Source organism: Ciceribacter sp. T2.26MG-112.2 (genome assembly GCF_900492205.1).
GTDB classification, from domain to species: Bacteria; Pseudomonadota; Alphaproteobacteria; order Rhizobiales; family Rhizobiaceae; genus Allorhizobium; species Allorhizobium naphthalenivorans_A.
The window spans coordinates 136,122-157,971 of the sequence record NZ_UEYQ01000005.1 but is presented as its reverse complement, the minus strand read 5'-3'; the positions used below and the strand labels follow the sequence as shown (position 1 = coordinate 157,971).

Annotated in this window: 25 protein-coding genes; 15 read left to right on the top strand and 10 right to left on the bottom strand. The window is 64.6% G+C overall.

The genetic code is table 11. The annotated features are described in order from the left end of the window. From DYZ14_RS10420 to DYZ14_RS10395, 6 genes are read right to left on the bottom strand one after another with little or no spacing between them, the layout of a single operon-like run. Positions 1-1,638: an NTP transferase domain-containing protein gene (locus DYZ14_RS10420; protein WP_154720608.1), complete on the bottom strand. Its 1,638-nt coding sequence runs from the start codon at positions 1,636-1,638 to the stop codon at positions 1-3. Then, on the bottom strand, positions 1,635-2,342 hold the full coding sequence (locus DYZ14_RS10415; protein ID WP_154720607.1) for an XdhC family protein: 708 nt from the start codon (positions 2,340-2,342) through the stop codon (positions 1,635-1,637). Before DYZ14_RS10415 ends, DYZ14_RS10420 begins: the two co-directional genes overlap by 4 nt. Then, positions 2,342-2,671: an XdhC family protein gene (locus tag DYZ14_RS10410; protein WP_154720606.1), complete on the bottom strand. Its 330-nt coding sequence runs from the start codon at positions 2,669-2,671 to the stop codon at positions 2,342-2,344. Before DYZ14_RS10410 ends, DYZ14_RS10415 begins: the two co-directional genes overlap by 1 nt. Next, positions 2,668-3,930 (bottom strand): vWA domain-containing protein, encoded by a 1,263-nt coding sequence (locus tag DYZ14_RS10405; RefSeq protein WP_154720605.1) that lies wholly within the window; start codon positions 3,928-3,930, stop codon positions 2,668-2,670. Before DYZ14_RS10405 ends, DYZ14_RS10410 begins: the two co-directional genes overlap by 4 nt. A gap of 3 nt (positions 3,931-3,933) precedes the next feature. Further along, positions 3,934-4,863, bottom strand: coding sequence for an AAA family ATPase (locus DYZ14_RS10400; protein ID WP_154720604.1), 930 nt, complete (start codon positions 4,861-4,863; stop codon positions 3,934-3,936). A 27-nt stretch (positions 4,864-4,890) separates the two neighbouring features. Beyond that, positions 4,891-5,385, bottom strand: a complete 495-nt coding sequence (locus DYZ14_RS10395) for a flavin reductase (RefSeq protein ID WP_154720603.1) — start codon at positions 5,383-5,385, stop codon at positions 4,891-4,893. A 186-nt stretch (positions 5,386-5,571) separates the two neighbouring features. Between DYZ14_RS10395 and DYZ14_RS10390 the strand changes: the two genes are divergently transcribed. Continuing rightward, entirely contained in the window at positions 5,572-6,651 is a 1,080-nt protein-coding gene (locus tag DYZ14_RS10390) for a branched-chain amino acid ABC transporter substrate-binding protein (protein ID WP_154720602.1), read from the top strand. A gap of 22 nt (positions 6,652-6,673) precedes the next feature. Here the strand turns inward: DYZ14_RS10390 and DYZ14_RS10385 are convergent, their stop codons facing one another. Then, positions 6,674-7,435, bottom strand: coding sequence for an SDR family NAD(P)-dependent oxidoreductase (locus DYZ14_RS10385; protein WP_154720601.1), 762 nt, complete (start codon positions 7,433-7,435; stop codon positions 6,674-6,676). 164 nt (positions 7,436-7,599) lie between these two features. Between DYZ14_RS10385 and rpe the strand changes: the two genes are divergently transcribed. The 4 genes from rpe to purB are packed head-to-tail and all read left to right on the top strand — an operon-like array spanning position 7,600 to position 10,890. Beyond that, complete coding sequence (gene rpe / locus DYZ14_RS10380; RefSeq protein ID WP_154720600.1) at positions 7,600-8,277, top strand: ribulose-phosphate 3-epimerase; 678 nt, start codon at positions 7,600-7,602, stop codon at positions 8,275-8,277. Between the two features lie 20 nt (positions 8,278-8,297). Then, positions 8,298-9,005, top strand: coding sequence for a DUF2259 domain-containing protein (locus DYZ14_RS10375; RefSeq protein WP_232365499.1), 708 nt, complete (start codon positions 8,298-8,300; stop codon positions 9,003-9,005). After that, the gene (locus DYZ14_RS10370; RefSeq protein WP_154720599.1) at positions 9,002-9,529 is read left to right on the top strand and encodes a hypothetical protein; all 528 of its coding nucleotides are present in this window, start codon (positions 9,002-9,004) and stop codon (positions 9,527-9,529) included. The genes DYZ14_RS10375 and DYZ14_RS10370 overlap by 4 nt, the downstream gene beginning before the upstream one ends. A 59-nt stretch (positions 9,530-9,588) precedes the next feature. Further along, a complete protein-coding gene (gene purB / locus DYZ14_RS10365) occupies positions 9,589-10,890 on the top strand; it encodes an adenylosuccinate lyase (RefSeq protein WP_154720598.1) in 1,302 nt (433 codons plus the stop codon). Between the two features lie 74 nt (positions 10,891-10,964). Here purB and DYZ14_RS10360 read toward each other — a convergent pair whose 3' ends face one another. Next, positions 10,965-11,441, bottom strand: a complete 477-nt coding sequence (locus DYZ14_RS10360; RefSeq protein ID WP_154720597.1) for a low affinity iron permease family protein — start codon at positions 11,439-11,441, stop codon at positions 10,965-10,967. Between the two features lie 172 nt (positions 11,442-11,613). Between DYZ14_RS10360 and DYZ14_RS10355 the strand changes: the two genes are divergently transcribed. After that, complete coding sequence (locus tag DYZ14_RS10355) at positions 11,614-13,065, top strand: ferredoxin reductase family protein (protein ID WP_195949901.1); 1,452 nt, start codon at positions 11,614-11,616, stop codon at positions 13,063-13,065. A gap of 69 nt (positions 13,066-13,134) precedes the next feature. Further along, entirely contained in the window at positions 13,135-13,683 is a 549-nt protein-coding gene (locus DYZ14_RS10350; protein ID WP_154720595.1) for an alpha/beta hydrolase, read from the top strand. Between the two features lie 274 nt (positions 13,684-13,957). Here DYZ14_RS10350 and DYZ14_RS10345 read toward each other — a convergent pair whose 3' ends face one another. Continuing rightward, on the bottom strand, positions 13,958-14,272 hold the full coding sequence (locus tag DYZ14_RS10345) for a DUF1476 domain-containing protein (RefSeq protein ID WP_154720594.1): 315 nt from the start codon (positions 14,270-14,272) through the stop codon (positions 13,958-13,960). Between the two features lie 234 nt (positions 14,273-14,506). Here DYZ14_RS10345 and purC point away from each other — a divergent pair, with 234 nt between their 5' ends. The 6 genes from purC (at position 14,507) to DYZ14_RS10315 (ending at position 17,596) form a co-directional block, all read left to right on the top strand. Then, positions 14,507-15,271, top strand: a complete 765-nt coding sequence (gene purC, locus DYZ14_RS10340; RefSeq protein WP_115669323.1) for a phosphoribosylaminoimidazolesuccinocarboxamide synthase — start codon at positions 14,507-14,509, stop codon at positions 15,269-15,271. Between the two features lie 22 nt (positions 15,272-15,293). Continuing rightward, a complete protein-coding gene (gene purS, locus DYZ14_RS10335) occupies positions 15,294-15,536 on the top strand; it encodes a phosphoribosylformylglycinamidine synthase subunit PurS (protein WP_154720593.1) in 243 nt (80 codons plus the stop codon). A 19-nt stretch (positions 15,537-15,555) separates the two neighbouring features. After that, a complete protein-coding gene (locus DYZ14_RS10330; RefSeq protein ID WP_154720592.1) occupies positions 15,556-15,813 on the top strand; it encodes a hypothetical protein in 258 nt (85 codons plus the stop codon). Further along, positions 15,810-16,481: a phosphoribosylformylglycinamidine synthase subunit PurQ gene (gene purQ / locus DYZ14_RS10325; RefSeq protein ID WP_154720591.1), complete on the top strand. Its 672-nt coding sequence runs from the start codon at positions 15,810-15,812 to the stop codon at positions 16,479-16,481. Before DYZ14_RS10330 ends, purQ begins: the two co-directional genes overlap by 4 nt. 47 nt (positions 16,482-16,528) lie before the next feature. Continuing rightward, positions 16,529-16,912: a hypothetical protein gene (locus DYZ14_RS10320; protein ID WP_154720590.1), complete on the top strand. Its 384-nt coding sequence runs from the start codon at positions 16,529-16,531 to the stop codon at positions 16,910-16,912. A 111-nt stretch (positions 16,913-17,023) separates the two neighbouring features. Beyond that, complete coding sequence (locus DYZ14_RS10315; RefSeq protein ID WP_154720589.1) at positions 17,024-17,596, top strand: acyloxyacyl hydrolase; 573 nt, start codon at positions 17,024-17,026, stop codon at positions 17,594-17,596. 88 nt (positions 17,597-17,684) lie between these two features. On the opposite strand, the gene DYZ14_RS24560 is transcribed toward DYZ14_RS10315, so the two are convergent. Next, complete coding sequence (locus DYZ14_RS24560; protein ID WP_269749450.1) at positions 17,685-17,924, bottom strand: DUF1127 domain-containing protein; 240 nt, start codon at positions 17,922-17,924, stop codon at positions 17,685-17,687. Positions 17,925-18,045: 121 nt separating this feature from the next. On the opposite strand from DYZ14_RS24560, the gene DYZ14_RS10305 reads away from it, so the two are divergent. Together DYZ14_RS10305 and purL are read left to right on the top strand one after the other, a co-directional pair. After that, positions 18,046-19,464: an aminotransferase-like domain-containing protein gene (locus DYZ14_RS10305; protein ID WP_154720588.1), complete on the top strand. Its 1,419-nt coding sequence runs from the start codon at positions 18,046-18,048 to the stop codon at positions 19,462-19,464. 146 nt (positions 19,465-19,610) lie between these two features. Next, on the top strand, positions 19,611-21,833 hold the full coding sequence (purL, locus tag DYZ14_RS10300) for a phosphoribosylformylglycinamidine synthase subunit PurL (RefSeq protein ID WP_154720587.1): 2,223 nt from the start codon (positions 19,611-19,613) through the stop codon (positions 21,831-21,833). Positions 21,834-21,850: the final 17 nt, after the last annotated feature.

Here is a 21,850-nt window from a genome sequence, read left to right as displayed (position 1 = left end):
CTACCCCTTCAGAATTCCACCTGCCGCAATCACCGCCTCGGGTGTGTCGACGTCGAGCCGCGCCGCAAGTCCGATCTCAACGTCGACGATCGGCAGGCCGGCGGTCTCGATGATCGGCCGGGCGCCGATGTCGCCTTCGAGCGATTTCACCGCCTCGAAGGTCGAGCGCGGCAGGATGACCGGATTGCCGCGCTTGCCGTCGGCGACTGCACGCACAATCGAACGCCCGCCAGAGGCACGGAAGGCCGCCACCAGCGCGTGAAGATCGCCGACCGACACGCCCGGCATGTCGGCCAGCATGACGAGAACGCCGTCGGCGCCGCCAGCATTGGCCACGGCAAAGCCGGCCTTCAGCGAACTCGCCATGCCGCTCGCATAATCGGGATTGTCGACGCAGACTACGGCAAGACCCTTCAGGCTCCCGGCGATCTCGAAGCCGCGATGGCCGGTGACGACGATGACCTCGCCGGCTCCCGCCTCGAGCGCGATCCGCGCCGAGCGGCGCACGAGCGGCTCGCCCTCGAACTCGGCCAGCAGCTTATGCCGCCCACCCTCACCCATACGGCTCGACCTGCCGGCGGCGAGAAGCACGGTCGCCACCTTGAGCGGCTGGCTTTCGCCCTCGGTTGCCAGTTCGCGCGGCAGTGGCCGGCTTGGAATTTCCATCAGCAGCCCTCCGACCCCCAGGCCCGTCAGCTCATCGCATGTGGGCGTCTCGCCGGCCAGGAGCCGGTTCAGAACCCAGTCGAAGCCGTTCTCCTTCGGCGAGCGGGCGCAGCCGGGCGCACCGATCACCGGGACGCCGTCGACATGGCCGAGCACCAGAAGATTGCCGGGATCGACGGGAAGCCCCACCTGATCAACCACGCCGCCGGCCATGCGGATCGATTCGGGGATGACGTCGACGGCATCGCACATGGCCGAGGCGCCGAAGACGACGATCATCGGCGGCCGGGAATCGACGCGGTGCAGGGCATTCTCGATCGCCGCAGCAACCGCCTCGGCCCGATGCGCGACCCGCTGCTCGGCCACCAGTTCGCTCGACGAGGGGGCCAGGCGCTGCGCCAGCACCCGCGCGGTCTTGTCCATCACCGAGGGCTTCAGCGACGGCAGTTCGGTGGCGATCAGCTGGACGGCATGCGGCCGGTAGGGCTTGAGCCGGAAGGCGGCACCCTCGGTCAGGATGGCCCGCGCCCGCTCGACGCTATCGCCAGACACGGCAAGCGGAATGATCTTGACGGTCGCCACCAGATCGCCGTCGCGCACGTCGCTATGGTCGGCGAGACAGGCGAGCGTGATCGCCGGATCGACGCGGTTGAACCGGTCGACAAGGCCCTTGTCGGCGACGAACAGCCCGTTGCAGTTGGCGTAAAAATTGACGCGGCCGGTGGAGGCCGGGGTGAGCCGCAGGTTGGCCGGATCGATCGCCGAGGCGCAGCGCTCCGCCGCCTCGTCCTCGCCGAGATCGCCCGCCTCAATGCGACAGGCGATCACGCTGGCGATGCCGGCCTCGGCGAGTGCTGTAACGTCTGCCGTCCGGAGTACATGCCCCTTCGGCAAGCGCCCGGCGGGCAGCTTCACCGCATGGGCGAGGATCAGGCCCTCGGCGTCGCGCGTGGCGAACTCCCCGAAGATCATGCGGGCTCGCCTCCGGCCACGGAGAGCGAGCGCCGGCGGAAGGCCTGGATGACGTCCGCCAGGGTGGCGACGGCGATCTCGGCCGGGGTCGCGGCGCCGATGTCGATGCCGACGGGGGCCGAGATGCGGGCGATCTCCGCTTCGGAAAAGCCCTGCGCCATCAGCCGCTCGACCCGCTTCGCATGGGTCTTTCGGCTGCCGAGCGCGCCGACATAGAAACAGCCGGCCGTGAGCGCCGCGGCGATCGCAAAGTCGTCTATCTTCGGGTCATGGGTCACGGCGACGAGGGCGCTGTAGCGGTCGAGCGAACGGGTCGACAGCGCATCCTCCGGCCAGTCGGCGACGAGGTCGACGCCGGAAAAGCGTTCCGGCGTGGCAAAGGCGGTGCGCGGATCGATGATGGTCATGTCATAGCCGGCGATCGCCGCCATGGGATAAAGCGCCTGGCTGATATGCACCGCGCCGATCACCACGATGCGCGGCGGCGGCAGGTGGACATTGAGGAAGAGCGGGCGGCCGTCGATCTCGACGGCGCCGGACTTGCCTGAGCGGAAACGACCCCCGATCTCCGCGCCGAGCGCGCCTTGAACGGTGTCGCCCTCAACGACCACCCGGTCGTGAGCGTCGGTAAGATCGGTGATCAGGATCGCCGCCTGCCGGGCGGCGCGCGCCGCGTTGAGCGCCTTGAGACTGGAGAGCTGCATCAGGAAAGCCTCTCGACAAAGACGCGGATCTTGCCGCCGCAGGAGAGCCCGACCCTCCAGGCGGTTTCGTCGGCCACGCCGAATTCAAGCATCTTCGCCCGGCCCGACTGCAGTACGTCGAGCGCCTCGGTGATCACAGCGCCCTCGACGCAGCCGCCCGAGACAGACCCCTCGAAACTGCCGTCCGCGTCGATCACCAGATGGCTTCCGACCGGACGCGGCGCCGAGCCCCAGGTCTCGACCACGGTGGCAACGGCCACCTGACGTCCCTGGCCGATCCAGTCCTCGGCGATGAAAAGCGGATCCCTTGTCTGCATGTCGGTGGTCATTGGAGCCCCCTCAGAGTGCGCAGAAGCCGGCGCGGATCGCCCATGTCCGCGGACGTGGCCGAAAGCGCGCCGACCAGGTCGGACAGCGAATTGAGATTGTGGACCGGCCGCAACTCGTCGACATGCGGCAGCATGGCCCGCACGCCACGCGCCCGCGCCTCGAAGCCCTCGAAGCGCAGCAGCGGATTGAGCCAGATCAGCCGACGGCAGGACCGGTGCAGGCGATCGGTCTCCGTGGCCAGCAGCTCGGCCCCCTCGCGCTCCAGCCCGTCGGTGATCAAGAGAACAATGGCGCCCTGTCCCAGCACGCGGCGCGCCCATTGATGGTTGAACTCCTTCAGCGTCTCACCGATTCGCGTGCCGCCCGACCAGTCGCGCACCGCATCCGTGCACTGGTCGATCGCCTCGTCGGGATCGCGATTGCGCATCTGCCGCGTCACATTGGTGAGCCGCGTGCCGAAGACAAAGGTGTGCACGCGGCGCCGGCGCTCGGTCAGCACATGCAGGAAATGCAGGAAGATGCGGGTGTACTGGCTCATCGAGCCGGAAATGTCGGCGAGGATGACGAGCGGCGGCGGCTGACGGCGGTGCTCACGGTATTTCGGCAGAATCAGGTCGCCGCCGGTGCGCATCGCCGCCCGCATCATCGCCCGCGGATCGACATGGCGCGACCGCGAGGTCGGCTGGTAGCGCCGGATCGGCACCTCGTCGAAGGGCATTGTCATGCGCTCGATTTCGCGCCTCGCCTGCGACAGCTCCTCGGCCGACATCTGGGCAAAGTCGGTGCGGCGCAGGACTTCGCTGCCGGAGACGGTGAAGCGGGCGTCGATCTCGATGTCCGGCTCGTCGCGCTCACGGCTCTGGCGCTCGCGCTCGGCAAACAGCGCGTCGCTCACCCGCGACGACCCGGCCTTGGCCTTCTCGCGCTCGCTGCTGTCCAGCGCCACCGGCGACATCATGGCGATCATCTTGTTGACCAGGTCGCGCGAGCGCCAGAACAGGCGAAACGCCTCGTCGAACACCGGCTGGTCCTCGTGCCGCTTGACGAGCACGGCCGAGAGCGCGGCATGGAATTCCTCGCGCGAACCGATGCCGATCGCATCGATGGCGGCGATCGCATCGGCAACCGCTCCAGGACCGGGCTTCAGCCCGGCGCGGCGCAGGACGCGGGCGAAATAGACGATGTTGTCGGCGAGCCGCCCGTCGCCGATCGGCGGCGTCACGACGACAATGCCTTCCCCGGTTCCCGGCGTCTGCATGGCCTAACCCGCCGCCAGCAGTTCGGCCTTGACCTCGGAGAGCACCTTGTGGCCCTCGCCGCCCTGGATCCGGGCAATGTCCTCCTGATATTTCAGGAGCGTGCCGAGCGTATCGGCAATGGTTTCCGGATCGAGCGCCAGCCGGTCGAGTTCGGTGAGCGCGGTCGCCCAGTCGATGGTCTCGGCAATGCCGGGGTTCTTGAACAGGTCGATGGTGCGGATCTTCTGCACATAGGCGACGATCTGGCGCGACAGCTGCTCGTTGCAGCCCGGCACCTTGCGCCGGATGATCGCCAGTTCCTCGGCCGCCTTGGGATAGTCGACCCAGTGGTAGAGACAGCGGCGCTTCAGCGCGTCATGCACCTCGCGGGTGCGGTTGCTGGTGACGATCACGATCGGCGGCTCGGTCGCCTTGACCGTGCCGAACTCGGGAATGCTCACCTGGAAGTCGGACAGCACTTCGAGCAGGAAGGCCTCGAAGGCCTCGTCGGTGCGGTCGAGTTCGTCGATCAGGAAGACCGGCGCACGGCCCGGCTCGCATTGCAGCGCCTGCAAAACCGGGCGGCGGATCAGGTGGCGCTCGGAAAACAGATCATGTTCCAGCCGGTCGCGGTCGGAGATGCCGGTGGCTTCGGCCAGGCGGATCTCCAGCATCTGAGCCGGATAGTTCCACTCGTAGACGGCGGACGCGACGTCGAGGCCTTCATAGCATTGCAGGCGGATCAGCGGGCGGTCGAGCGCCTTGGCCAGCACCTTCGCGACCTCCGTCTTGCCGACCCCGGCCTCCCCTTCGAGAAACAGCGGCCGTTGCATGCGAAGCGCGAGAAAGAGCACGGTCGCCAGCGGACGTCCCGCCAGATAATCGTTTGCAGACAGGAGTTCGATGACGGGGTCGATCGATCCCGGCAGACCAGTTCTTGACGTCTCCGCCATGCTTCCTCCCCTTGATTGAGGGAAAGCTTACAGGCTGCGATAGCCGCGGTCCAGATAGATGAGCGAGGCGTCGATCGGGCCGAAATGCACCGCCTTGACCTCGCCGAACAGCACGGTGTGGGTCGCCGTCACCTTGCTGTCGGTGACCCGGCAGTCGAAGGAAACGATCGAATCGGCAAGCACCGGCGCGCCGGTGACCAGCGTCTGCCATTCGGCCAGCGCGAACCGGTCGTCGGGCGCCAGTCCACCGAAGCCGGCAAAGGCATTGGCGAGCGGCTGATGATGGGCGGCCAGCGTATTGAGGGCAAAATAGCCGCTTTCAAAGAAGACTGCGTTGTTCGGGTTACCGTTGTTGAGGCATACGAGCAGGCTCGGCGGACGGTCGGACACCGAGCAGGCCGCCGTAATGGTGACGCCGCGTCTGACGCCCTCGTACTCGGTCGTGACGATCTGCACATGGCCGGCATAGCGGCTCATCGCTTCCCGGTAGACGACGGGGTCCATCTGCTGCGAGTTCAACAATCTCTTCTCCGGGACGCTTCGGGCCTTGGTGGCATGATGCATGACTATATGGCCGCCAAGGTTTACGTTTTCCACAACGAAGCGGTTTTTTCGTCCTGAGCCTTGCCGCCGATTGGCGTTGCGGTGGCCGCTATCGTGCGGATAGGATGCCGCGCAACGTTCCAAAGAACAGGAAAACCCGTCCGAATGCTCCGCCGAATGCTGCTGTCCGTCCTCGTCGGCCTGTCCCCGGCCTCTTCGGCCCTGGCCGAGGGGCCGAAGATCGCGCTTGTTGCGCCGCAGACCGGCCCTTTCGCCATTCTGGGCACGCAGATGCGCGAGGGCGCGACCTTCGCGGCGCGACGGCAGGGGCTGGAGCTTGCGGTCATCGACGAAACCTGCGAGCCCGGCAGCGGCCCCGCCCTTGCCCGCGAGATCCGCGAATCGGGTGCCAAGGCAGCCGTCGGTTTCCTCTGCTCCGAATCCCTCGATGGCGGACTTGTGGTCCTGTCCGAGGCCGGCATACCGGCGCTCAGCCTCTCCGTTCGATGGAAAGGCGTGCGGGAGGATGCGATAAAGAATGGCTGGCCGTTTTACCGCATGGCGCCCGCAACCGAGGACGAGGCGCAAAAACTCGCCGAAGTCATCCTGCGAGACTGGTCCGGCGACGCCTTCGCGCTGATCGAGGACGGCACGATCCACGGCCGCGAGCTCGCCGAGACGCTGCGCAACAGCCTGGAGGAGCGCGGCCTGAAACCCGTTTTTACCGACACCTTCCGGCCCGGCCAGGAACAACAGGTGGCGCTTGTTCGGCGGCTGAAAAAGGCAGGCGCGACACATGTCTTCGTGGGCGGTGACCGCAATGACGCGGCCATCATCGCCCGGGACGCGGCGGCCGAGAACATCACGCTGACGCTGCTGGGTGGCGAAAGCCTGAATGCCGCGGACCGGCCGGTCCCGCTGGCCGACGGCGTGCGTGCGGTGATCCTGCCCGATGAGCAGGATCAGCCTGCCGCCAAAGAGGTGGCTGCTGAATTAAAGGCGGCCGGCGTGGAGCCCGAGGGCTATGTTCTGCCGGCTTATGCAGCCGTCACGGTGGTGGCGCAGGCGGCCGGCGCGGCCGCGGCCCTTGGCATGCCGCTGGCGCAGGCGATCGGCGAAACGCATGTCGACACCGTGATCGGTCCGATCGCCTTCGACGAAAACCACGAACTCAGCGAAAACCCCTATCGCCTGATGGAATGGCGCGGTGGACGGTTTGTCGAACCTTCCGCCCCAGCGCAATAGACGGGATCGCCGTTCTTCGGAACTAGGATTGATAAGGCCAGAAGGCCTGGCTGAAGACACCACCGTCGACCCACAGCGTCTGGCCGGTGACAAAAGCCGCCTCAGCACTTGCGAGAAAGAGGACGGGGCCGGCAATATCGGCCGGCGTCCCGACCCGGCGAAGCGGCGTGACGCGACCCCAGGTCTCGGCATAGTCCGGCGCTTCCGCCCTTGTCCGTTCCGTCTCGATCGCGCCCGGCGCGACGCAGTTCACGCGGATGCCATGCGGTCCAAGTTCCACGGCCGACACGTTGGTGAACTGCTCGATGCCGCCCTTCGACGCGGTGTAGTCGACCAGTCCCGGAAAGGCGAGCTTGTTGCAGCCCGAACCGATATTGATGATCGCCCCGCCCTTGCCGGCCTTGGCCATGCGTTTGCCGGCCTCGCGCGTATTGAGAAAACAGCCCTTGAGGTTGGTGCGAATGACGGCATCCCAGCTTTCCTCGGACAGATCGAGCAACGGCGACCAAGTCTGGATGCCGGCATTGTTGACGAGAACATCGGGCGCGTCGCCGAACCAAGCGGAAGCCTCGTCCATCAAAAGGGAAACGGCCTCCCCATCGCCGACATCGGAAGAGAAGCCCCGGACACGCCCCGCCGTGCCGATCTCCGTCACAGCCTCTTCCGCCGCGCCATGGTCGCCAAAATGGGTGAAAGCGACATCATAGCCGGCCTCGACGAAGGCCGAGACGAGATGGCGGCCGATGCCGCTGCTGCCGCCGGTGATGATCGCATGCCGTCCCATCTGGACCTCCTCGCTCGAAAGTCCGACAGAAGTGACCGGATCGCCGCGTCGGGTCAAGCCGCCGCGTCTAAAGGCCAGACCTTCGCAGTGTTGCCGGGCCTCCGTCCCGGTGCTATGGGCAGCAAAACGCGCCTGAACCGCTCACGATCCGGAGTTTACGCCCCATGACCCGCCCCCTGCTGATCGCCCCTTCGATCCTTGCCGCCAATTTTGCCAAGCTCGGCCAGGAAGTGGCCGACGTCGTCGAAGCCGGCGCCGACTGGATCCATCTCGACGTCATGGACGGCCATTTCGTGCCGAACATCTCCTACGGTCCGGCAGTCATCAAGGCGCTGCGCCCCTATACCAAGGCCGTGTTCGACTGCCACCTGATGATTTCGCCGGCCGATCCCTTCCTCGAGGCCTTCGCCGATGCCGGCTGCGACGTGATCACCGTGCATGCCGAGGCGGGTCCGCACCTGCACCGCTCGCTGCAGAAGATCCGCTCACTCGACAAGAAGGCTGGCGTCTCGCTCAATCCGGCAACGCCCGTCTCGGTTCTGGAAAACGTCCTCGACGATCTCGACCTGATCCTCATCATGAGCGTCAACCCGGGCTTCGGCGGCCAGAAATTCATCCCCCAGGCGACCGCCAAGCTCGCCCAGGCCAACATGCTGATCGGCAACCGCCCGATCGACCTGGAGGTCGACGGCGGCGTCACCGCCGAGACGGCCCCGCTCGTCACCGCCGCTGGCGCCAATGTGCTGGTCGCCGGGTCGGCCGTCTACAAGGGCGAAGGCGTTGACGACTACCGCAAAACCGTCGACACTTTGAAAAAGGCAGCGCTCGAGGGTCGTCGGTGACAATATTCCGGACATGGCTGGTGGCAAAAGCGGCAATCATATTGACCGCCGCCCCGGCCGTTGCCGGAGATATCGCAGCGCTTCAGTCGATCGGCTTTTCCGATGACGGCAGTGTCTACGCCTTCGAGGAATACGGGATCCAGGATGGTTCCGGCTTTCCCTATTCCAACATCTATGTGATCGACACGGTCAAGGACGCCTATCTCCCGGGCACGCCGATCCGCATTCGTCTCGACGACGAGAATGCCGGCCTGTCCGATGCGCGCCGTGCGGCGATGGACAAGGCACAGCCGCTGATCGCCAGATACGCGCTCGGCGACAATCCCGGCAGTCTTGTCGCCTTCAATCCGGTGAGCGAGGTGGGCGTGGAGAAACACGAACTGCGCTATCTGGAATACCCGGCCGACCCGATCTTCGGCAAACCCTATGCGCTCAAGCTCGAAACCTTCTTCGCCACCCCGACCGGCCATTGCATCGACATGGTGGATGCGCTGATCGCCTTCCGTTTGAAGATGACGGAGAAGGACGGCACACCGGCGGACGAGCTGGTCTACGAGGATAAGAGCGTGCCGGCCAGTCGCGGCTGCACCGTCGGCTATCGCCTCGGCGGTGCCGTGACCTATTCGCCGCTCGGGGAAGCGATCGTGCACATGGCGCTGGTCAATGTGCTGAGCCTCGGCTTCGAGGGCAATGACGGCCGCTGGATCGCCGTGCCGGTCCGTCCGTGACGCCGCTTCCGCCCGGCCCCCGAGCCGCCTCCGGATTTCGCGCCCGCCTCGCCGCAAGCCGGCCGCCTATTGCCGAATGGCTGATCGGCGCACTGCTCTGGGGCTTCCTCATCGCCCTGTCGGTCACCTTCTCCGCCTACGGGTTGCACCGGCTACCGGCGAGCCACAAGACGATCGTGCTCGGCCTCTATTTCACCGGCGCCGCACTGGGTTGGATCGCCGCCCTGCCGCTGATACGCTTCGCCAGCCATTCACGGACGCAAGAGACGCGCTTCGCCGCCGCCTTTCTCTTCCTCGCCGGCAGCACCGCCGCCTTCACCGCGCTGCTGTTCGCTTTGCAATACCGGCACTTCTATGCCCAATGGCACGAACCGTTCGGCACCCGGATCTGGCTGTTCCAGTTCGCCTTTACTTCCGCCTCCGCCGTCTATCAATTTGCCGTACTCGGCATTCGCCACTACCTGCCCTTCGGCCTGATCCTGTTGATCGCGGCCAGCATCCTCCATGCGCGCCGCAGCCGTTGAGATTGCCGCCCGTCTTTGCTAAAGCGACGCCAACTCCAGCCGTAAAGTGAGAACGTCCGATGATCCCGCGTTATTCCCGGCCTGAAATGGTCGCCATCTGGTCTCCCGAAACCAAGTTCCGCATCTGGTTCGAGATCGAGGCGCATGCTTGCGATGCGCTTGCCGAACTCGGCGTCATCCCGAAGGAATCCGCCCGGACCATCTGGGAAAAGGGCGGCGCGGCGAAGTTCGACGTCGATCGGATCGACGAGATCGAGGCCGTCACCAAGCACGACGTGATCGCCTTCCTCACCCATCTCGCCGAATTCATCGGCCCGGATAGTCGCTTCGTCCACCAGGGCATGACCTCGTCCGACGTGCTCGACACCACGCTCAACATCCAGCTGGTGCGCGCCGCCGACCTGCTGCTGGCGGACATGGACCGGGTTCTGACGGCGCTCAAGACCCGCGCCTTCGAACACAAGGACACGGTCCGCATCGGCCGCAGCCACGGCATCCATGCCGAGCCGACGACCATGGGCCTGACCTTTGCCCGCTTCTACGCCGAGATGAGCCGCAACCGCGCCCGCCTGGTCGCCGCCCGCGCCGAGATCGCCACCGGTGCCATCTCCGGCGCCGTCGGCACCTTTGCCAATATCGACCCCAGCGTCGAGGAGCATGTCTGCGAAAAGCTCGGCCTCGTGCCCGAGCCGGTCTCGACCCAGGTCATCCCGCGCGACCGCCACGCCATGTTCTTCGCCACCCTCGGCGTCATTGCCTCGTCGATCGAGAATGTCGCGATCGAGATCCGCCACATGCAGCGCACCGAGGTGCTGGAAGCGGAAGAATTCTTCTCGCCGGGCCAGAAGGGTTCGTCGGCGATGCCGCACAAGCGCAACCCGGTCCTGACGGAAAACCTGACCGGCCTTGCCCGCCTTGTGCGCATGTCAGTCGTGCCGGCGCTCGAAAACGTTGCGCTCTGGCACGAGCGCGACATCAGCCATTCGAGCGTCGAGCGCGCCATCGGCCCCGACACGACGATCACGCTGGACTTCGCCCTGAACCGGCTCGCCGGTGTCATCGAGAAGCTGGTCATCTACCCGGAAAACATGTTGAAGAACATGAACAAGTTCAAGGGCCTGGTGATGAGCCAGCGCGTCCTCCTGGCGCTCACCCAGGCCGGCGTTTCCCGCGAGGACAGCTACCGCCTCGTGCAGCGCAACGCCATGAAGGTCTGGGAAAAGGGTGCCGACTTCCTCGAAGAACTGCTCGCTGACCCGGAAGTGCGCACCGCGCTTTCGGAGGAAGAGATCCGGGAAAAATTCGACCTCGGCTACCACACCAAGCACGTCGACACGATCTTCAGGCGCGTCTTCGGCTGATCCTCAAGCTCGCGACCGGCATGCACGTGCATGCCGGTCGGCTTCTTCTGGTACCGCATTCGAAGAGAAATCTCCTAGGCTTCGGCCGACTCGGCGGCCTTTTCCCTCTTCTCCTCGGCGCCCTCTTGCTCCATCGCCTCCTCGACATGGCGCTCGACCTCCTCGAGCCGCTCGCCGCGCGCATCGCCGTCCGCCGCGGCCGCTTTCGCCAATAGCCGGTTGAGCTTCTTCAGCTCGTTCTCGTCGAGGCTTTCGATGCCGATGAAATGGTTCTCGGCGCCCTGGCTCGTCAGGATCAATTCGTCGAGCTTGGTCTGGATGGCGCGGGTGTCGCGCATCTGCGCATTTTGCAGGATGAACACCATCAGGAAGGTAATGAGCGTGGCGCCGGTGCTGGCGAGCGTCTGCCACGTGCTCGAGTAACCGTAATAAGGCCCCGTCAGCCCCCAGAGGATCAGCGCGCCGAGCGCGGCGAAAAAGATGGCCGGACGACCGGACCATTCCGACACGGCTGAGGCAAAACGGGAAAAGACATTCACGCGATCGGCCATCGCTCACTCCCTGGGCAAGGTGCAGGGTAACGTCCATCCGCTGCTATGGTTCCCGGCGACCGGCACAAGGTGTCACGTTGACTTGGCGCGGCTTCACCGGCAACTATCGGCGACATATCGAAGATCCTATATGCACGATCGATGCGCGGCACCGGGTGGAACAGGGGAGATCATGGCACAATCGGCCAAGCAGCGACCATGGGCCTTCTCAGCCCGATCGCTCGCAGTCCTCTACCTGATCCTGACGGCCGGCCCTGTTCTGCTGGCATCTCTCAGCGGCGGCCTCAATTCTCCGACGGTCTACCCCGTTCTTGCGCGGGCCACCGGCGTCGCTGCGCTGGCGATGTTCATGATGCAGTTTGCCACATCCGGCCGTTTCGAGCTGATCTCCGGTCGGATCGGCCTCGACCGCACCATGGGCTTTCACCGCTTGGCGGCAAAGGGCGCGCTGTGGATGATCCTGTTGCACGTCTTCTTCTTCCTCTTTCGCGGCCGGGACGGCAGCCTTGACGTCATGTGGCAGAGGCTTGTCGCCTACATGACGACGCCGGATCTGAGAACCGGCATTGTCGCCGCCGGGCTCGCCGTCATTCTCGTCATCACCGGCAAACACCTGCGCGGGCGGATCATTCCCTACCAGGCCTGGCGGATCGGCCACGGTCTGCTGGCCGTGGCTCTCGTCGCACTCTCACTGCAACACGCCTTCACCCACGCGCGGTTCATGGCCGATCCGTTCGGCGCAACCGCCATCCTCTTGGTCGCTCTGCTGGCGCTTTCATCGCTCCTCGTGGTCTATGTACTGCGACCAATCCATGCCTTCCGCCCAGGCTTCAAGGTCGAATCCGCCCGCGCGCTGAGCCCGACGGTGGCCGAACTGGTGTTGACGACGAAGCGCCCTGAGCGTTTCACCTTCGCGGCCGGCCAGTTCGCCTGGCTGGCCATTGGCCGGCGCCATACCGTTACCGACAATCCATTCTCCATCGCGTCGGCCCCGTCCGATCTGCCGCGCCTGCGCTTCCTCATCCGCAATGCCGGCGACATGACCGCAGCGGTGCCTCGCCTTGCCCCAGGAACGCCGGTCGGCGTCGACGGGCCGCATGGCAGCTTCACGCTCGACGAAACCGGACCCGGACCTCTGCTGCTGCTGGCCGGCGGCATCGGCATCGCGCCGGTGATGAGCCTGCTTGGAGAGCTTTCCCATGCGCGCGACAGGAGGCCTATCCGTCTGATCGCCGCCGCGCGGAGCCGAGCGGATCACATCGCACGCGGCGAGATTTTGCCCCTGATGGAAGGGCTGGACTTCGAAGCGATCTATCTGGCCGACACCGATGGCGGTGACGACTGTGAATCCGGTACCTGTCGCCGCGAGCATGTATCGCGTCTGCTGCGAGGGCTTGCGCCCGCCGAGACCACCGCTTTCGTCTGCGGTCCGCCGCCGATGATGGAGAGCGCCGTGGCGATCCTGCTTCAAGCCGGGATCCCCATCGAGCGGATCGTCATGGAGCGTTTCGATTTCGACGCCGGCAACGACGCCGTCTGCGCCAGCATCCGCCATCGCTTCATCGCCCTGATGGCCACCGTCTTCGCCAGCGTCCTGACCGTCGCACTGATCGCGGCGACCTAGAGACAAATTCGCATGATGGAGGCAACCGCGCCCTTGACGCAAAGCGCTGTCGACAGCAGATAAGGCGACATGAAAGCATCCGACGCCGACATTCTCATCATTCCGGGATACACCAATTCCGGCCCCGATCACTGGCAGACGCGCTGGCAGTTGCGGCTATCGACCGCGCGCCGCGTCGAACAGGCCGAATGGTCGAAACCGGTGCGCGAAGACTGGGTTGCCCGCCTGATCGAAGAGGTGAATGCATCGACCCGGCCCGTGGTGCTCGTCGCCCATTCGCTCGGTGTGCCGACCCTGATCCATGCGGTGCCGCAGATCGCCGACAAGGTGGCAGGCGCCTTTCTGGTCGCTCCGCCGGACGTCGCCAATCCGGCGATTCGGCCGAAGCACCTGATGACCTTCGGTCCCTACCCGCGCGAACCGCTACCTTTCCCGTCGCTCACCGTCGCCAGCCGCAACGATCCCTTCGGCAGCTTCGAACACGCCGACGATATTGCCAATGCCTGGGGCTCGCTGCTGGTCGATGCCGGGGAATCCGGGCACATCAATGCCGAATCCGGCCACGGCCCCTGGCCGGAAGGCACGATGGTCTTCGCCCAGTTCCTCAACCGCCTCTGATCCAACCGGCGCACAGCTTCTCGCGCGACGTTTTCGGTGATCGCTCATCAGAAACGGTATTTCGGTATCAGCTTTGGGGAGAGTGGCGGATCACATCGGCCATGGGCGCTGGCTGCGCATGCTCGGCTGCACTGCCGTGCGAGGTTACGGCCCGGCCGCCCATCGGGTTTGGCGGGGCACCCGATTTCATTCGGCGCCAGGAATGGCGCGGCGGGCAGCAACCAGATCGGCCGGGCGCAAAGGCGCCCGGCATGTAGAAATAGTTTGTCGGCGATTACTCGCCCTGGATCTGCTCCACCGCCTGGGCGAGGAATTCCTGCATCTTGGCCCGGATTTCCTCGTCGGTGATCGCAACGCCGCCGTCCTTGAGGTCGCCGCTCACCTTGCGAAGCACATCGGCGTCGCCGGCTTCCTCGAAATCGGAAGCGACCACTTCCCTCGCATAGGCATCGAGATCGGCCTTGCCGAGCAGGCCACCGGCCCAGAGGCCCAGCAGCTTGTTGCGCCGCGCCTCGGCCTTGAAACGGAGCTCCTGATCGTGCGCGAACTTGTTTTCAAATGCCTTTTCGCGATCACTCATGCCGCTCATCTGCGTCTCCCAAATTATCCCGCCACCGTGCGGTTTCCGTTCACCCATTAATCAAAAGGCGGTACAAAGTGCAATGCAAACTTGGTCGAATCTCCAAGCGAAGCCTTGCTTTCGACGAATTCGGTCGGGGCGACAACTGTTGCATTGTGAAAACCCGGCTTTTCCGCTAAGGGACCGCTTCAACGATCCACTTGCGCCCCGATGCGTGGCGCCAACAACAGAGAAAAACCAGTCATGAACCGTCGCCGCCGTGTATACGAAGGCAAGGCCAAGATCCTGTACGAGGGTCCGGAGCCCGGCACGCTGATCCAGTTCTTCAAGGACGATGCAACCGCATTCAACAAGAAGAAGCACGAAGTCATCGACGGAAAGGGCGTTCTCAACAACCGCATTTCCGAATATCTCTTCACGCACCTGAACAAGATCGGCATCCCGACCCACTTCATCCGCCGCATGAACATGCGCGAGCAGTTGATCAAGGAAGTCGAGATGATCCCGCTCGAGATCGTCGTGCGCAACGTCGCCGCCGGCTCGCTGGCCAAGCGCCTCGGCATCGACGAAGGCATCGTGCTGCCGCGCTCGATCATCGAGTTCTACTACAAATCCGATGCGCTGGCCGACCCCATGGTCTCGGAAGAGCACATCACCGCCTTCGGCTGGGCCAATCCGGCCGAGCTCGACGACATCATGGCGCTCGCCATCCGCGTCAACGACTTCCTGTCGGGCCTCTTCCTCGGCATCGGCATCCAGCTCGTCGACTTCAAGATCGAATGCGGCCGTCTTTATGAAGGCGACATGATGCGCATCATCCTCGCCGACGAAATCTCGCCGGACAGCTGCCGGCTGTGGGACATCGAGACGCATGAAAAGCTCGACAAGGACCGGTTCCGCCAGGATCTCGGCGGCCTGCTCGAAGCCTATCAGGAAGTGGCCAAGCGCCTCGGCATCATCAACGAAAACGAGCCGCTGCGCGGCACCGGCCCGGTGCTGGTAAAGTAACAAGCCCAGGGAGACTTTAAGAGTGATCAAGGCACGCGTGACAGTAACCCTCAAGAACGGCGTTCTCGATCCCCAGGGCAAGGCGATCGAGGGCGCGCTCGGCGCACTCGGTTTCGAAGGCGTCGGCCATGTCCGCCAGGGCAAGGTATTCGATCTCGAACTGGAAGGTTCGGACAAGGCCAAGGCCGAGGCCGATCTGAAAGCCATGTGCGAAAAGCTCCTCGCCAACACCGTCATCGAGAACTATACTATCGCCATCGCCTGAAGGTTGAAGGAGCGATGGGATGGCTGACCAGACACAGGAACTGATGTTCGAAATCTTGCGGAAACTGCAAGCCGACATCACGACGATCAAGGATGGTCAGCGCGATACGCGTCAGGACATTGCCTCTCTTCGCAACTACATGCATCTCCTGCAAGGCGATTTCAACAATATGCGCGGAACGATGACGCAGGTCCTCGACCGCCTCGATCGCATCGAAAATCGCCTGGAGCTGCGGGAGCTCCAGGAAGCACAAGCAAGGTTTGAGTCCCACCCATGAAATCCGCCGTTCTGCAACTTCCTGGCCTCAACCGCGACCGCGACATGATCGCTGCGCTGACGAAGATTTCGGGCCATGCACCGGTCACCATCTGGCAGACCGAAACGAGCCTTCCGGACGTCGACCTGATCGTCATTCCGGGCGGCTTCTCCTACGGCGACTACCTGCGTTGCGGGGCGATTGCCGCGCGGATGCCGGTCATGCAGGCCGTCAAGGCTGCCGCCGAACGCGGCGTCAAGGTGCTCGGCGTGTGCAACGGCTTCCAGATCCTGCTTGAGGCGGGCCTCCTGCCCGGCGCCCTGATGCGCAACGCCTCGCTGAAGTTCGTCTGCAGGGAAATCAAACTCGAGGTCGTCAACGCCGAGACCGATTTCACCCGCGCCTATGCCAAGGGCCAGATCATCCGCTGCCCGGTCGCCCATCACGACGGCAATTATTTCGCCGACGCCGAGACGCTGAAGACGATCGAAGGCAATGGCCAGGTGGTCTTCCGCTACGCCGAGGGCACCAATCCGAACGGCTCGATCAACGATATCGCCGGCGTGATCAACGACAAGGGCAATGTGCTCGGCATGATGCCCCATCCGGAAAACCTGATCGAGGCGGCCCATGGCGGCAATGACGGCCGCGGCATCTTCGCCTCCGCCCTCGACGTAATCGCCGCTTAACCAGACCGATGATAGAAGGCCGGGCTCTTAACCGGAAAGCACCCCGCATGCGCCCTGCCCTCTGCATTCTTGCCCTGCCCTTGCTGGCCCTCGCCTCCTGCCAGTCCGAGCCGAAGACGAAGCCGGCCCAGGGCCAATCGGCGCTCGACGTGATGGAGCGCGTGGCCGTCGGCGCGAACAACTGCTGGATCAAGTCCGGTGATCCGGCCTTCAGGGCCTATTCCATGGCGCCCGAGCTCAACTCCTTTTCCGGCAAGCCGCGCATTCTTCTCGTGCGCAAGGGCTCGAGCGACATCCGCCCCCTGCTCGTCGTCCAGGCCGAAGGCAGGCCTGCGCGGCTCGACGCATTCGGCCCGATGATGAACGAGCCGGTCGCGCCGCGCATCGCCGCCGATGTCCGTCGATGGTCGGGCGGGGCAAGGGGCTGCTGAACGGGCTTCTACGACGAAAATACCGGCCATGCGTGACATATTGGCCATCGCGGTTCACAAAATCGTGTGCTAGCGTCTGCCACGATTTCACCCGAATCCGAGTGCGTGGACATGATGCCGAGCAAGACCGCCTGCCTGAGCCGAACCGTGCTTCTGACTTTGCTGGCCGCTGGCACCTTGCTCCCCCAAAGCGCAGTTGCGGCCGACTGGTCGATCAAGGAAGTCCGCGCCGGCGTCTTGGGCTCCGTCCAGGCCCGCAGCACGTTTGAGCCGGGCTTCTTCCCGACCGTCGCCCTTTACTTCGATCCGCTGGATTCGGCAAATGCCGCCACCTGGCAGGACACCATCCTGCGTCCGCGGATCCATGCCGGCGCGACGATCAGCACAGCGGGTGAGGCCAGCCAGGTTTTCGCCGGCCTCAACTGGACCGTCGACGTCACCGATCGCTTCTATATCGACCTCGGCTTCGGTGGTACGGTCCACAATGGCGACAATGAAGATGACGGATCCAGCGGCCCGAAGCTTGGCTGCAGCCTGATGTTCCGTGAATATGCCGCGGCCGGCTTTCGCCTGAACGAAAAGCTCGACATCGTCGCATCCATCGACCACTCCTCCAATGCCGACCTTTGCGACCCGAATGACGGCATCAGTCACGCCGGTCTTTCGCTCGCCTACAAGTTCTGACGGCTTTTCGCACTGACCGCAGTTGAGGAAACTCCCGATTGGTCCTTTGACCGATACTGCCGGTCTCCGCCATGGATCGGGTGTCCGTTCACAGCATCAATAGCCGCGACTTCTGCACTTCCTGCTCGGCCTGCACGCGGGTGACACCGATGTCGCGCAACTGATCGTCGGTCAGTTCATGGAGGGCCATCCGACCTGCCCGTTTCATTCGCCAATGGCGCAGGATCAGCCACAGGCGCGCAAGAAATGTCGCCGGCCGCTCCGCCGGGGCCAATAGGTCGCCGGAGGAACGAAACAAACTCTCGCGAACGAAACCGTCCGGGTACATTGTATCAATTGATCTGATGTAGCGCGCTGAATCCATCACATTGGGGCCCATTTTGTAGCTTAATTCGATACAATCGACTTATATTGACCGTTCTTTCGAGACAATGTATTGCATTGTCATGATGACAAATTGGCTCCCCGACCTCCAGCAAGGCAATGGCCCGATCTATGTCCGGCTCGCCGACCAGATCGAAACGGCAATCACCGGCGGCGCGCTGCCGGCGGGGGCCAAGCTCCCACCGCAGCGCAACCTGGCCTATGATCTCGGCATCACCATTGGCACGGTGAGCCGCGCCTATGCATTGGTCCACGAAAGGGGTCTGGTCAGCGGCGAGGTGGGACGCGGCACCTTCGTGCGCGACACCCATCATGTCGCGCCTGAGGCCAATCTCGATCCGGTGACGGCTGCCCTCGTCGGCACCCGGCCGATCACGCCACCACCGGGCAAGATCCGCTTCGACAGCACGGCCGCACCGGACGTCGGCCAAGGGGCCTATCTGCAGACGCATATCGCGGCGATCCTTCGCGAACATCCGACTGACATCGCCAGCTACACGCGCAGTTTCCCCGATCACTGGTTCGCCGCCGGCGCCCGCTGGCTGAGCAAGGGCGACTGGGCGCCGTCACCGCGCGACATCGTTCCCACGCTCGGCGCCCATGCCGGCATCATGGCGGTCATCGCCGCCGTGACGTCACCGGGCGACAAGGTCGTGTTCGAGCACCACACCTATTCCCAGGTGAGCCGCGCCGCAGGCCTTGCCGGACGCCGCACCATCCTCGTCGACAGCGACGGTCACGGGGTGATCCCCGAGGATTTCGAACGCGTCTGCGCCCAGCAACATCCCAAGGTCGCCTTCCTCATGTCGTCGGCGCAGAACCCGACCTTGGCCACCCTGCCCCTCGATCGGCGCATCGCGATCGTCGATATCGCCCGCCGCTACAGCGTCTGGCTGATCGAGGATGACCTTTACGGCGCCATGTCGCCGCAGCCGCTGCCGCCTCTCGCGAAACTGGCCCCCGAGCGCACCTTCATGGTCGGCGGCCTGTCCAAATCGGTTGCGGCCGGCGTGCGCGGCGGATGGGTCGCTTGCCCGCCGCATTTTGCCCAGCGGGTACGCATCGCCCACAAGATGATGACCGGCGGCATGCCCTTCCTTCTCGCCGAGCTCTGCGCGCGCCTCGTGCTGTCGGGCGACGCCCCTCGCATTCGAACCCTTTGCGCCGAAGAAATCGCGGCACGCGAGACGTTGGCGCGGGACTATCTTTCCGGTTTCGACTTCGTTTCCCACCCCGCCGTCCCGTTCCTGTGGCTGGCGCTTCCCGAGCCCTGGCTGTCGGGTACCTTCAAGAATGCGGCCCTCACCGAAGGCGTGCTGATCGACGATGAGGACGAGTTCAAGGCCGGGCGCTCGGAAAAGGTGCTGCATCGTGCCCGCATCAGCTTCTCGTCGCCGCAACAGCGCGATGAGGTCCGCGCCGGTTTCGCCATTCTGCGACGCCTTCTGGAAAACGGCAGCGCCGGCTACGACAGCATCGCTTGAGCGAACCGGCGGTCGGGCGGCGCGGCCTCACTGCAAGGGATTGGCACTGCGCGGGTGCCGCCCGCATTTTTCCTGTCGCACCATTGCCCCACATGCGCTAAGAAGCGCCCAAACCCCGATTTCCGGCAGGCTATCCAGGACCAGCGATGACGATCCCCAACACGATCCAGATCACCCCCGAACTCGTAGCTTCCCACGGGCTGAAGCCTGACGAGTACGAGCGGATCCTCGACCTGATCGGTCGTGAACCGACCTTCACCGAACTCGGCATCTTTTCCGCCATGTGGAACGAGCACTGCTCCTACAAGTCGTCGAAGAAATGGCTGAAGACGCTGCCGACCAAGGGTCCGCGCGTCATCCAGGGCCCCGGCGAAAACGCCGGTGTGGTCGACATCGACGACGGCGATTGCGTCGTGTTCAAGATGGAGAGCCACAACCATCCGTCCTACATCGAGCCCTACCAGGGCGCGGCGACCGGCGTCGGCGGCATCCTGCGCGACGTCTTCACCATGGGTGCCCGTCCGATCGCCGCGATGAACGCGCTGCGCTTCGGCGCGCCGGATCATCCGAAGACCCGCCATCTCGTCACCGGGGTCGTTGCCGGCGTCGGCGGCTATGGCAATTCCTTCGGCGTGCCGACGGTTGGTGGCGAGGTCGAGTTCGACCCGCGCTACAACGGCAACATCCTGGTCAACGCCTTTGCCGCGGGTCTCGCCAAGTCGAACGCCATCTTCCTGTCGGAAGCCAAGGGCGTCGGCCTGCCGGTCGTCTATCTCGGCGCCAAGACCGGCCGCGACGGTGTCGGCGGCGCGACCATGGCATCGGCCGAATTCGACGAGCAGATCGAGGAAAAGCGCCCGACCGTTCAGGTCGGCGACCCGTTCACCGAAAAGTGCCTGCTGGAAGCCTGCCTCGAACTGATGCAGACCGGCGCCGTCATCGCCATCCAGGACATGGGAGCCGCCGGCCTTACCTGCTCGGCGGTGGAAATGGGCGCCAAGGGCGACCTTGGCATCGAGCTCGACCTCGACAAGGTGCCGGTACGCGAAGAACGCATGTCGGCCTATGAAATGATGCTGTCGGAGAGCCAGGAGCGCATGCTCATGGTGCTTGAACCCTCGAAAGAAGAAGTCGCCAAGGCGATCTTCGTCAAGTGGGGCCTCGACTTCGCCATCGTCGGCCACACCACCGACGACCTGCGCTTCCGCATCATCCACCAGGGCGAGGAAGTCGCCAACCTGCCGATCAAGGATCTCGGCGACCAGGCGCCGGAATACGACCGCCCCTGGGTCGAGCCGAAGACCCCGGCGCCGCTGGCCGAAAACGACGTTCCGCAGGTCGATGTCGCCGATGCGCTCATTCAGTTGGCCGGTTCGCCGAACAATTCTTCGCGCCGCTGGGTTTATGAACAGTACGACACGCTGATCCAGGGCAATTCGCTGCAGCTTCCCGGCGGCGATGCCGGTGTCGTGCGCGTCGACACCCATCCGACAAAGGCGCTCGCCTTCTCGTCCGACGTCACGCCGCGCTATGTCGAGGCCGACCCGTTCGAGGGTGGCAAGCAGGCGGTAGCCGAATGCTGGCGCAACATCACCGCGACCGGCGCCCTGCCGCTGGCGGCCACCGACAACCTCAATTTCGGCAATCCGGAAAAGCCGGAGATCATGGGCCAGCTGGTCTTTGCAATCAAGGGCATCGGCGAGGCCTGCAAGGCGCTCGACTTCCCGATCGTCTCGGGCAATGTCTCGCTCTATAACGAGACCAACGGCCAGGCCATCCTGCCGACCCCGACCATTGCCGGCGTCGGTCTCATGAAGGACTGGGCCAAGATGGCCCGCATCCGCTTTGCCGCGCAGGGCGAGGCCGTGCTTCTCGCCGGCGCACCATCGGGCTGGGGCAGCCATCTCGGCCAGTCGGTCTACCTGCGCGATATCCACGGCCGCACCGACGGCCCGGCACCGCATGTCGATCTCGTCCATGAAAAGAAAGTGGGCGACTTCGTCCGCGGCCTGATCGAGGACGGTCTCGCCACCGCGGTCCACGACTGCTCGTCGGGCGGCCTGGCGCTGGCCGTCGCCGAAATGGCCCTGGCCTCGGGCATCGGCGCCACCATCAACGCGCTCAACGACGCTGATCCGATCGCCGTCTTCTATGGCGAAGACCAGGGCCGTTACGTGCTGACCGTCACCCAGGACAATGTCGATGCGGTCCAGATGCGCGCCGAAGCCGCAGGCGTCTTCTGCCCGTGGATCGGCCGCACCGGCGGTAACAATGTCGTGCTGGGCGACGCCCGTCCCGTCGCAATTGAGGAATTGCGCTCGGCGCATGAATCGTGGTTCCCTCGCTTCATGGAAGGCAGCATCGCCTGAGGCGGTGCTTCGCATAC

Excerpts from the sequence above, each read along its gene's own strand:
- DYZ14_RS10420 (WP_154720608.1), bottom strand. The coding sequence starts at position 1,638 with ATGATCTTCGGGGAGTTCGCCACGCGCGACGCCGAGGGCCTGATCCTC.
- DYZ14_RS10415 (WP_154720607.1), bottom strand. The coding sequence starts at position 2,342 with ATGCAGCTCTCCAGTCTCAAGGCGCTCAACGCGGCGCGCGCCGCCCGG.
- DYZ14_RS10410 (WP_154720606.1), bottom strand. The coding sequence starts at position 2,671 with ATGACCACCGACATGCAGACAAGGGATCCGCTTTTCATCGCCGAGGAC.
- DYZ14_RS10405 (WP_154720605.1), bottom strand. The coding sequence starts at position 3,930 with ATGCAGACGCCGGGAACCGGGGAAGGCATTGTCGTCGTGACGCCGCCG.
- DYZ14_RS10400 (WP_154720604.1), bottom strand. The coding sequence starts at position 4,863 with ATGGCGGAGACGTCAAGAACTGGTCTGCCGGGATCGATCGACCCCGTC.
- DYZ14_RS10390 (WP_154720602.1), top strand. The coding sequence starts at position 5,572 with ATGCTCCGCCGAATGCTGCTGTCCGTCCTCGTCGGCCTGTCCCCGGCC.
- DYZ14_RS10385 (WP_154720601.1), bottom strand. The coding sequence starts at position 7,435 with ATGGGACGGCATGCGATCATCACCGGCGGCAGCAGCGGCATCGGCCGC.
- rpe (WP_154720600.1), top strand. The coding sequence starts at position 7,600 with ATGACCCGCCCCCTGCTGATCGCCCCTTCGATCCTTGCCGCCAATTTT.
- purB (WP_154720598.1), top strand. The coding sequence starts at position 9,589 with ATGATCCCGCGTTATTCCCGGCCTGAAATGGTCGCCATCTGGTCTCCC.
- DYZ14_RS10360 (WP_154720597.1), bottom strand. The coding sequence starts at position 11,441 with ATGGCCGATCGCGTGAATGTCTTTTCCCGTTTTGCCTCAGCCGTGTCG.
- DYZ14_RS10355 (WP_195949901.1), top strand. The coding sequence starts at position 11,614 with ATGGCACAATCGGCCAAGCAGCGACCATGGGCCTTCTCAGCCCGATCG.
- DYZ14_RS10350 (WP_154720595.1), top strand. The coding sequence starts at position 13,135 with ATGAAAGCATCCGACGCCGACATTCTCATCATTCCGGGATACACCAAT.
- DYZ14_RS10345 (WP_154720594.1), bottom strand. The coding sequence starts at position 14,272 with ATGAGCGGCATGAGTGATCGCGAAAAGGCATTTGAAAACAAGTTCGCG.
- purC (WP_115669323.1), top strand. The coding sequence starts at position 14,507 with ATGAACCGTCGCCGCCGTGTATACGAAGGCAAGGCCAAGATCCTGTAC.
- DYZ14_RS10330 (WP_154720592.1), top strand. The coding sequence starts at position 15,556 with ATGGCTGACCAGACACAGGAACTGATGTTCGAAATCTTGCGGAAACTG.
- purQ (WP_154720591.1), top strand. The coding sequence starts at position 15,810 with ATGAAATCCGCCGTTCTGCAACTTCCTGGCCTCAACCGCGACCGCGAC.
- DYZ14_RS10320 (WP_154720590.1), top strand. The coding sequence starts at position 16,529 with ATGCGCCCTGCCCTCTGCATTCTTGCCCTGCCCTTGCTGGCCCTCGCC.
- DYZ14_RS10315 (WP_154720589.1), top strand. The coding sequence starts at position 17,024 with ATGATGCCGAGCAAGACCGCCTGCCTGAGCCGAACCGTGCTTCTGACT.
- DYZ14_RS24560 (WP_269749450.1), bottom strand. The coding sequence starts at position 17,924 with ATGTACCCGGACGGTTTCGTTCGCGAGAGTTTGTTTCGTTCCTCCGGC.
- DYZ14_RS10305 (WP_154720588.1), top strand. The coding sequence starts at position 18,046 with ATGACAAATTGGCTCCCCGACCTCCAGCAAGGCAATGGCCCGATCTAT.
- purL (WP_154720587.1), top strand. The coding sequence starts at position 19,611 with ATGACGATCCCCAACACGATCCAGATCACCCCCGAACTCGTAGCTTCC.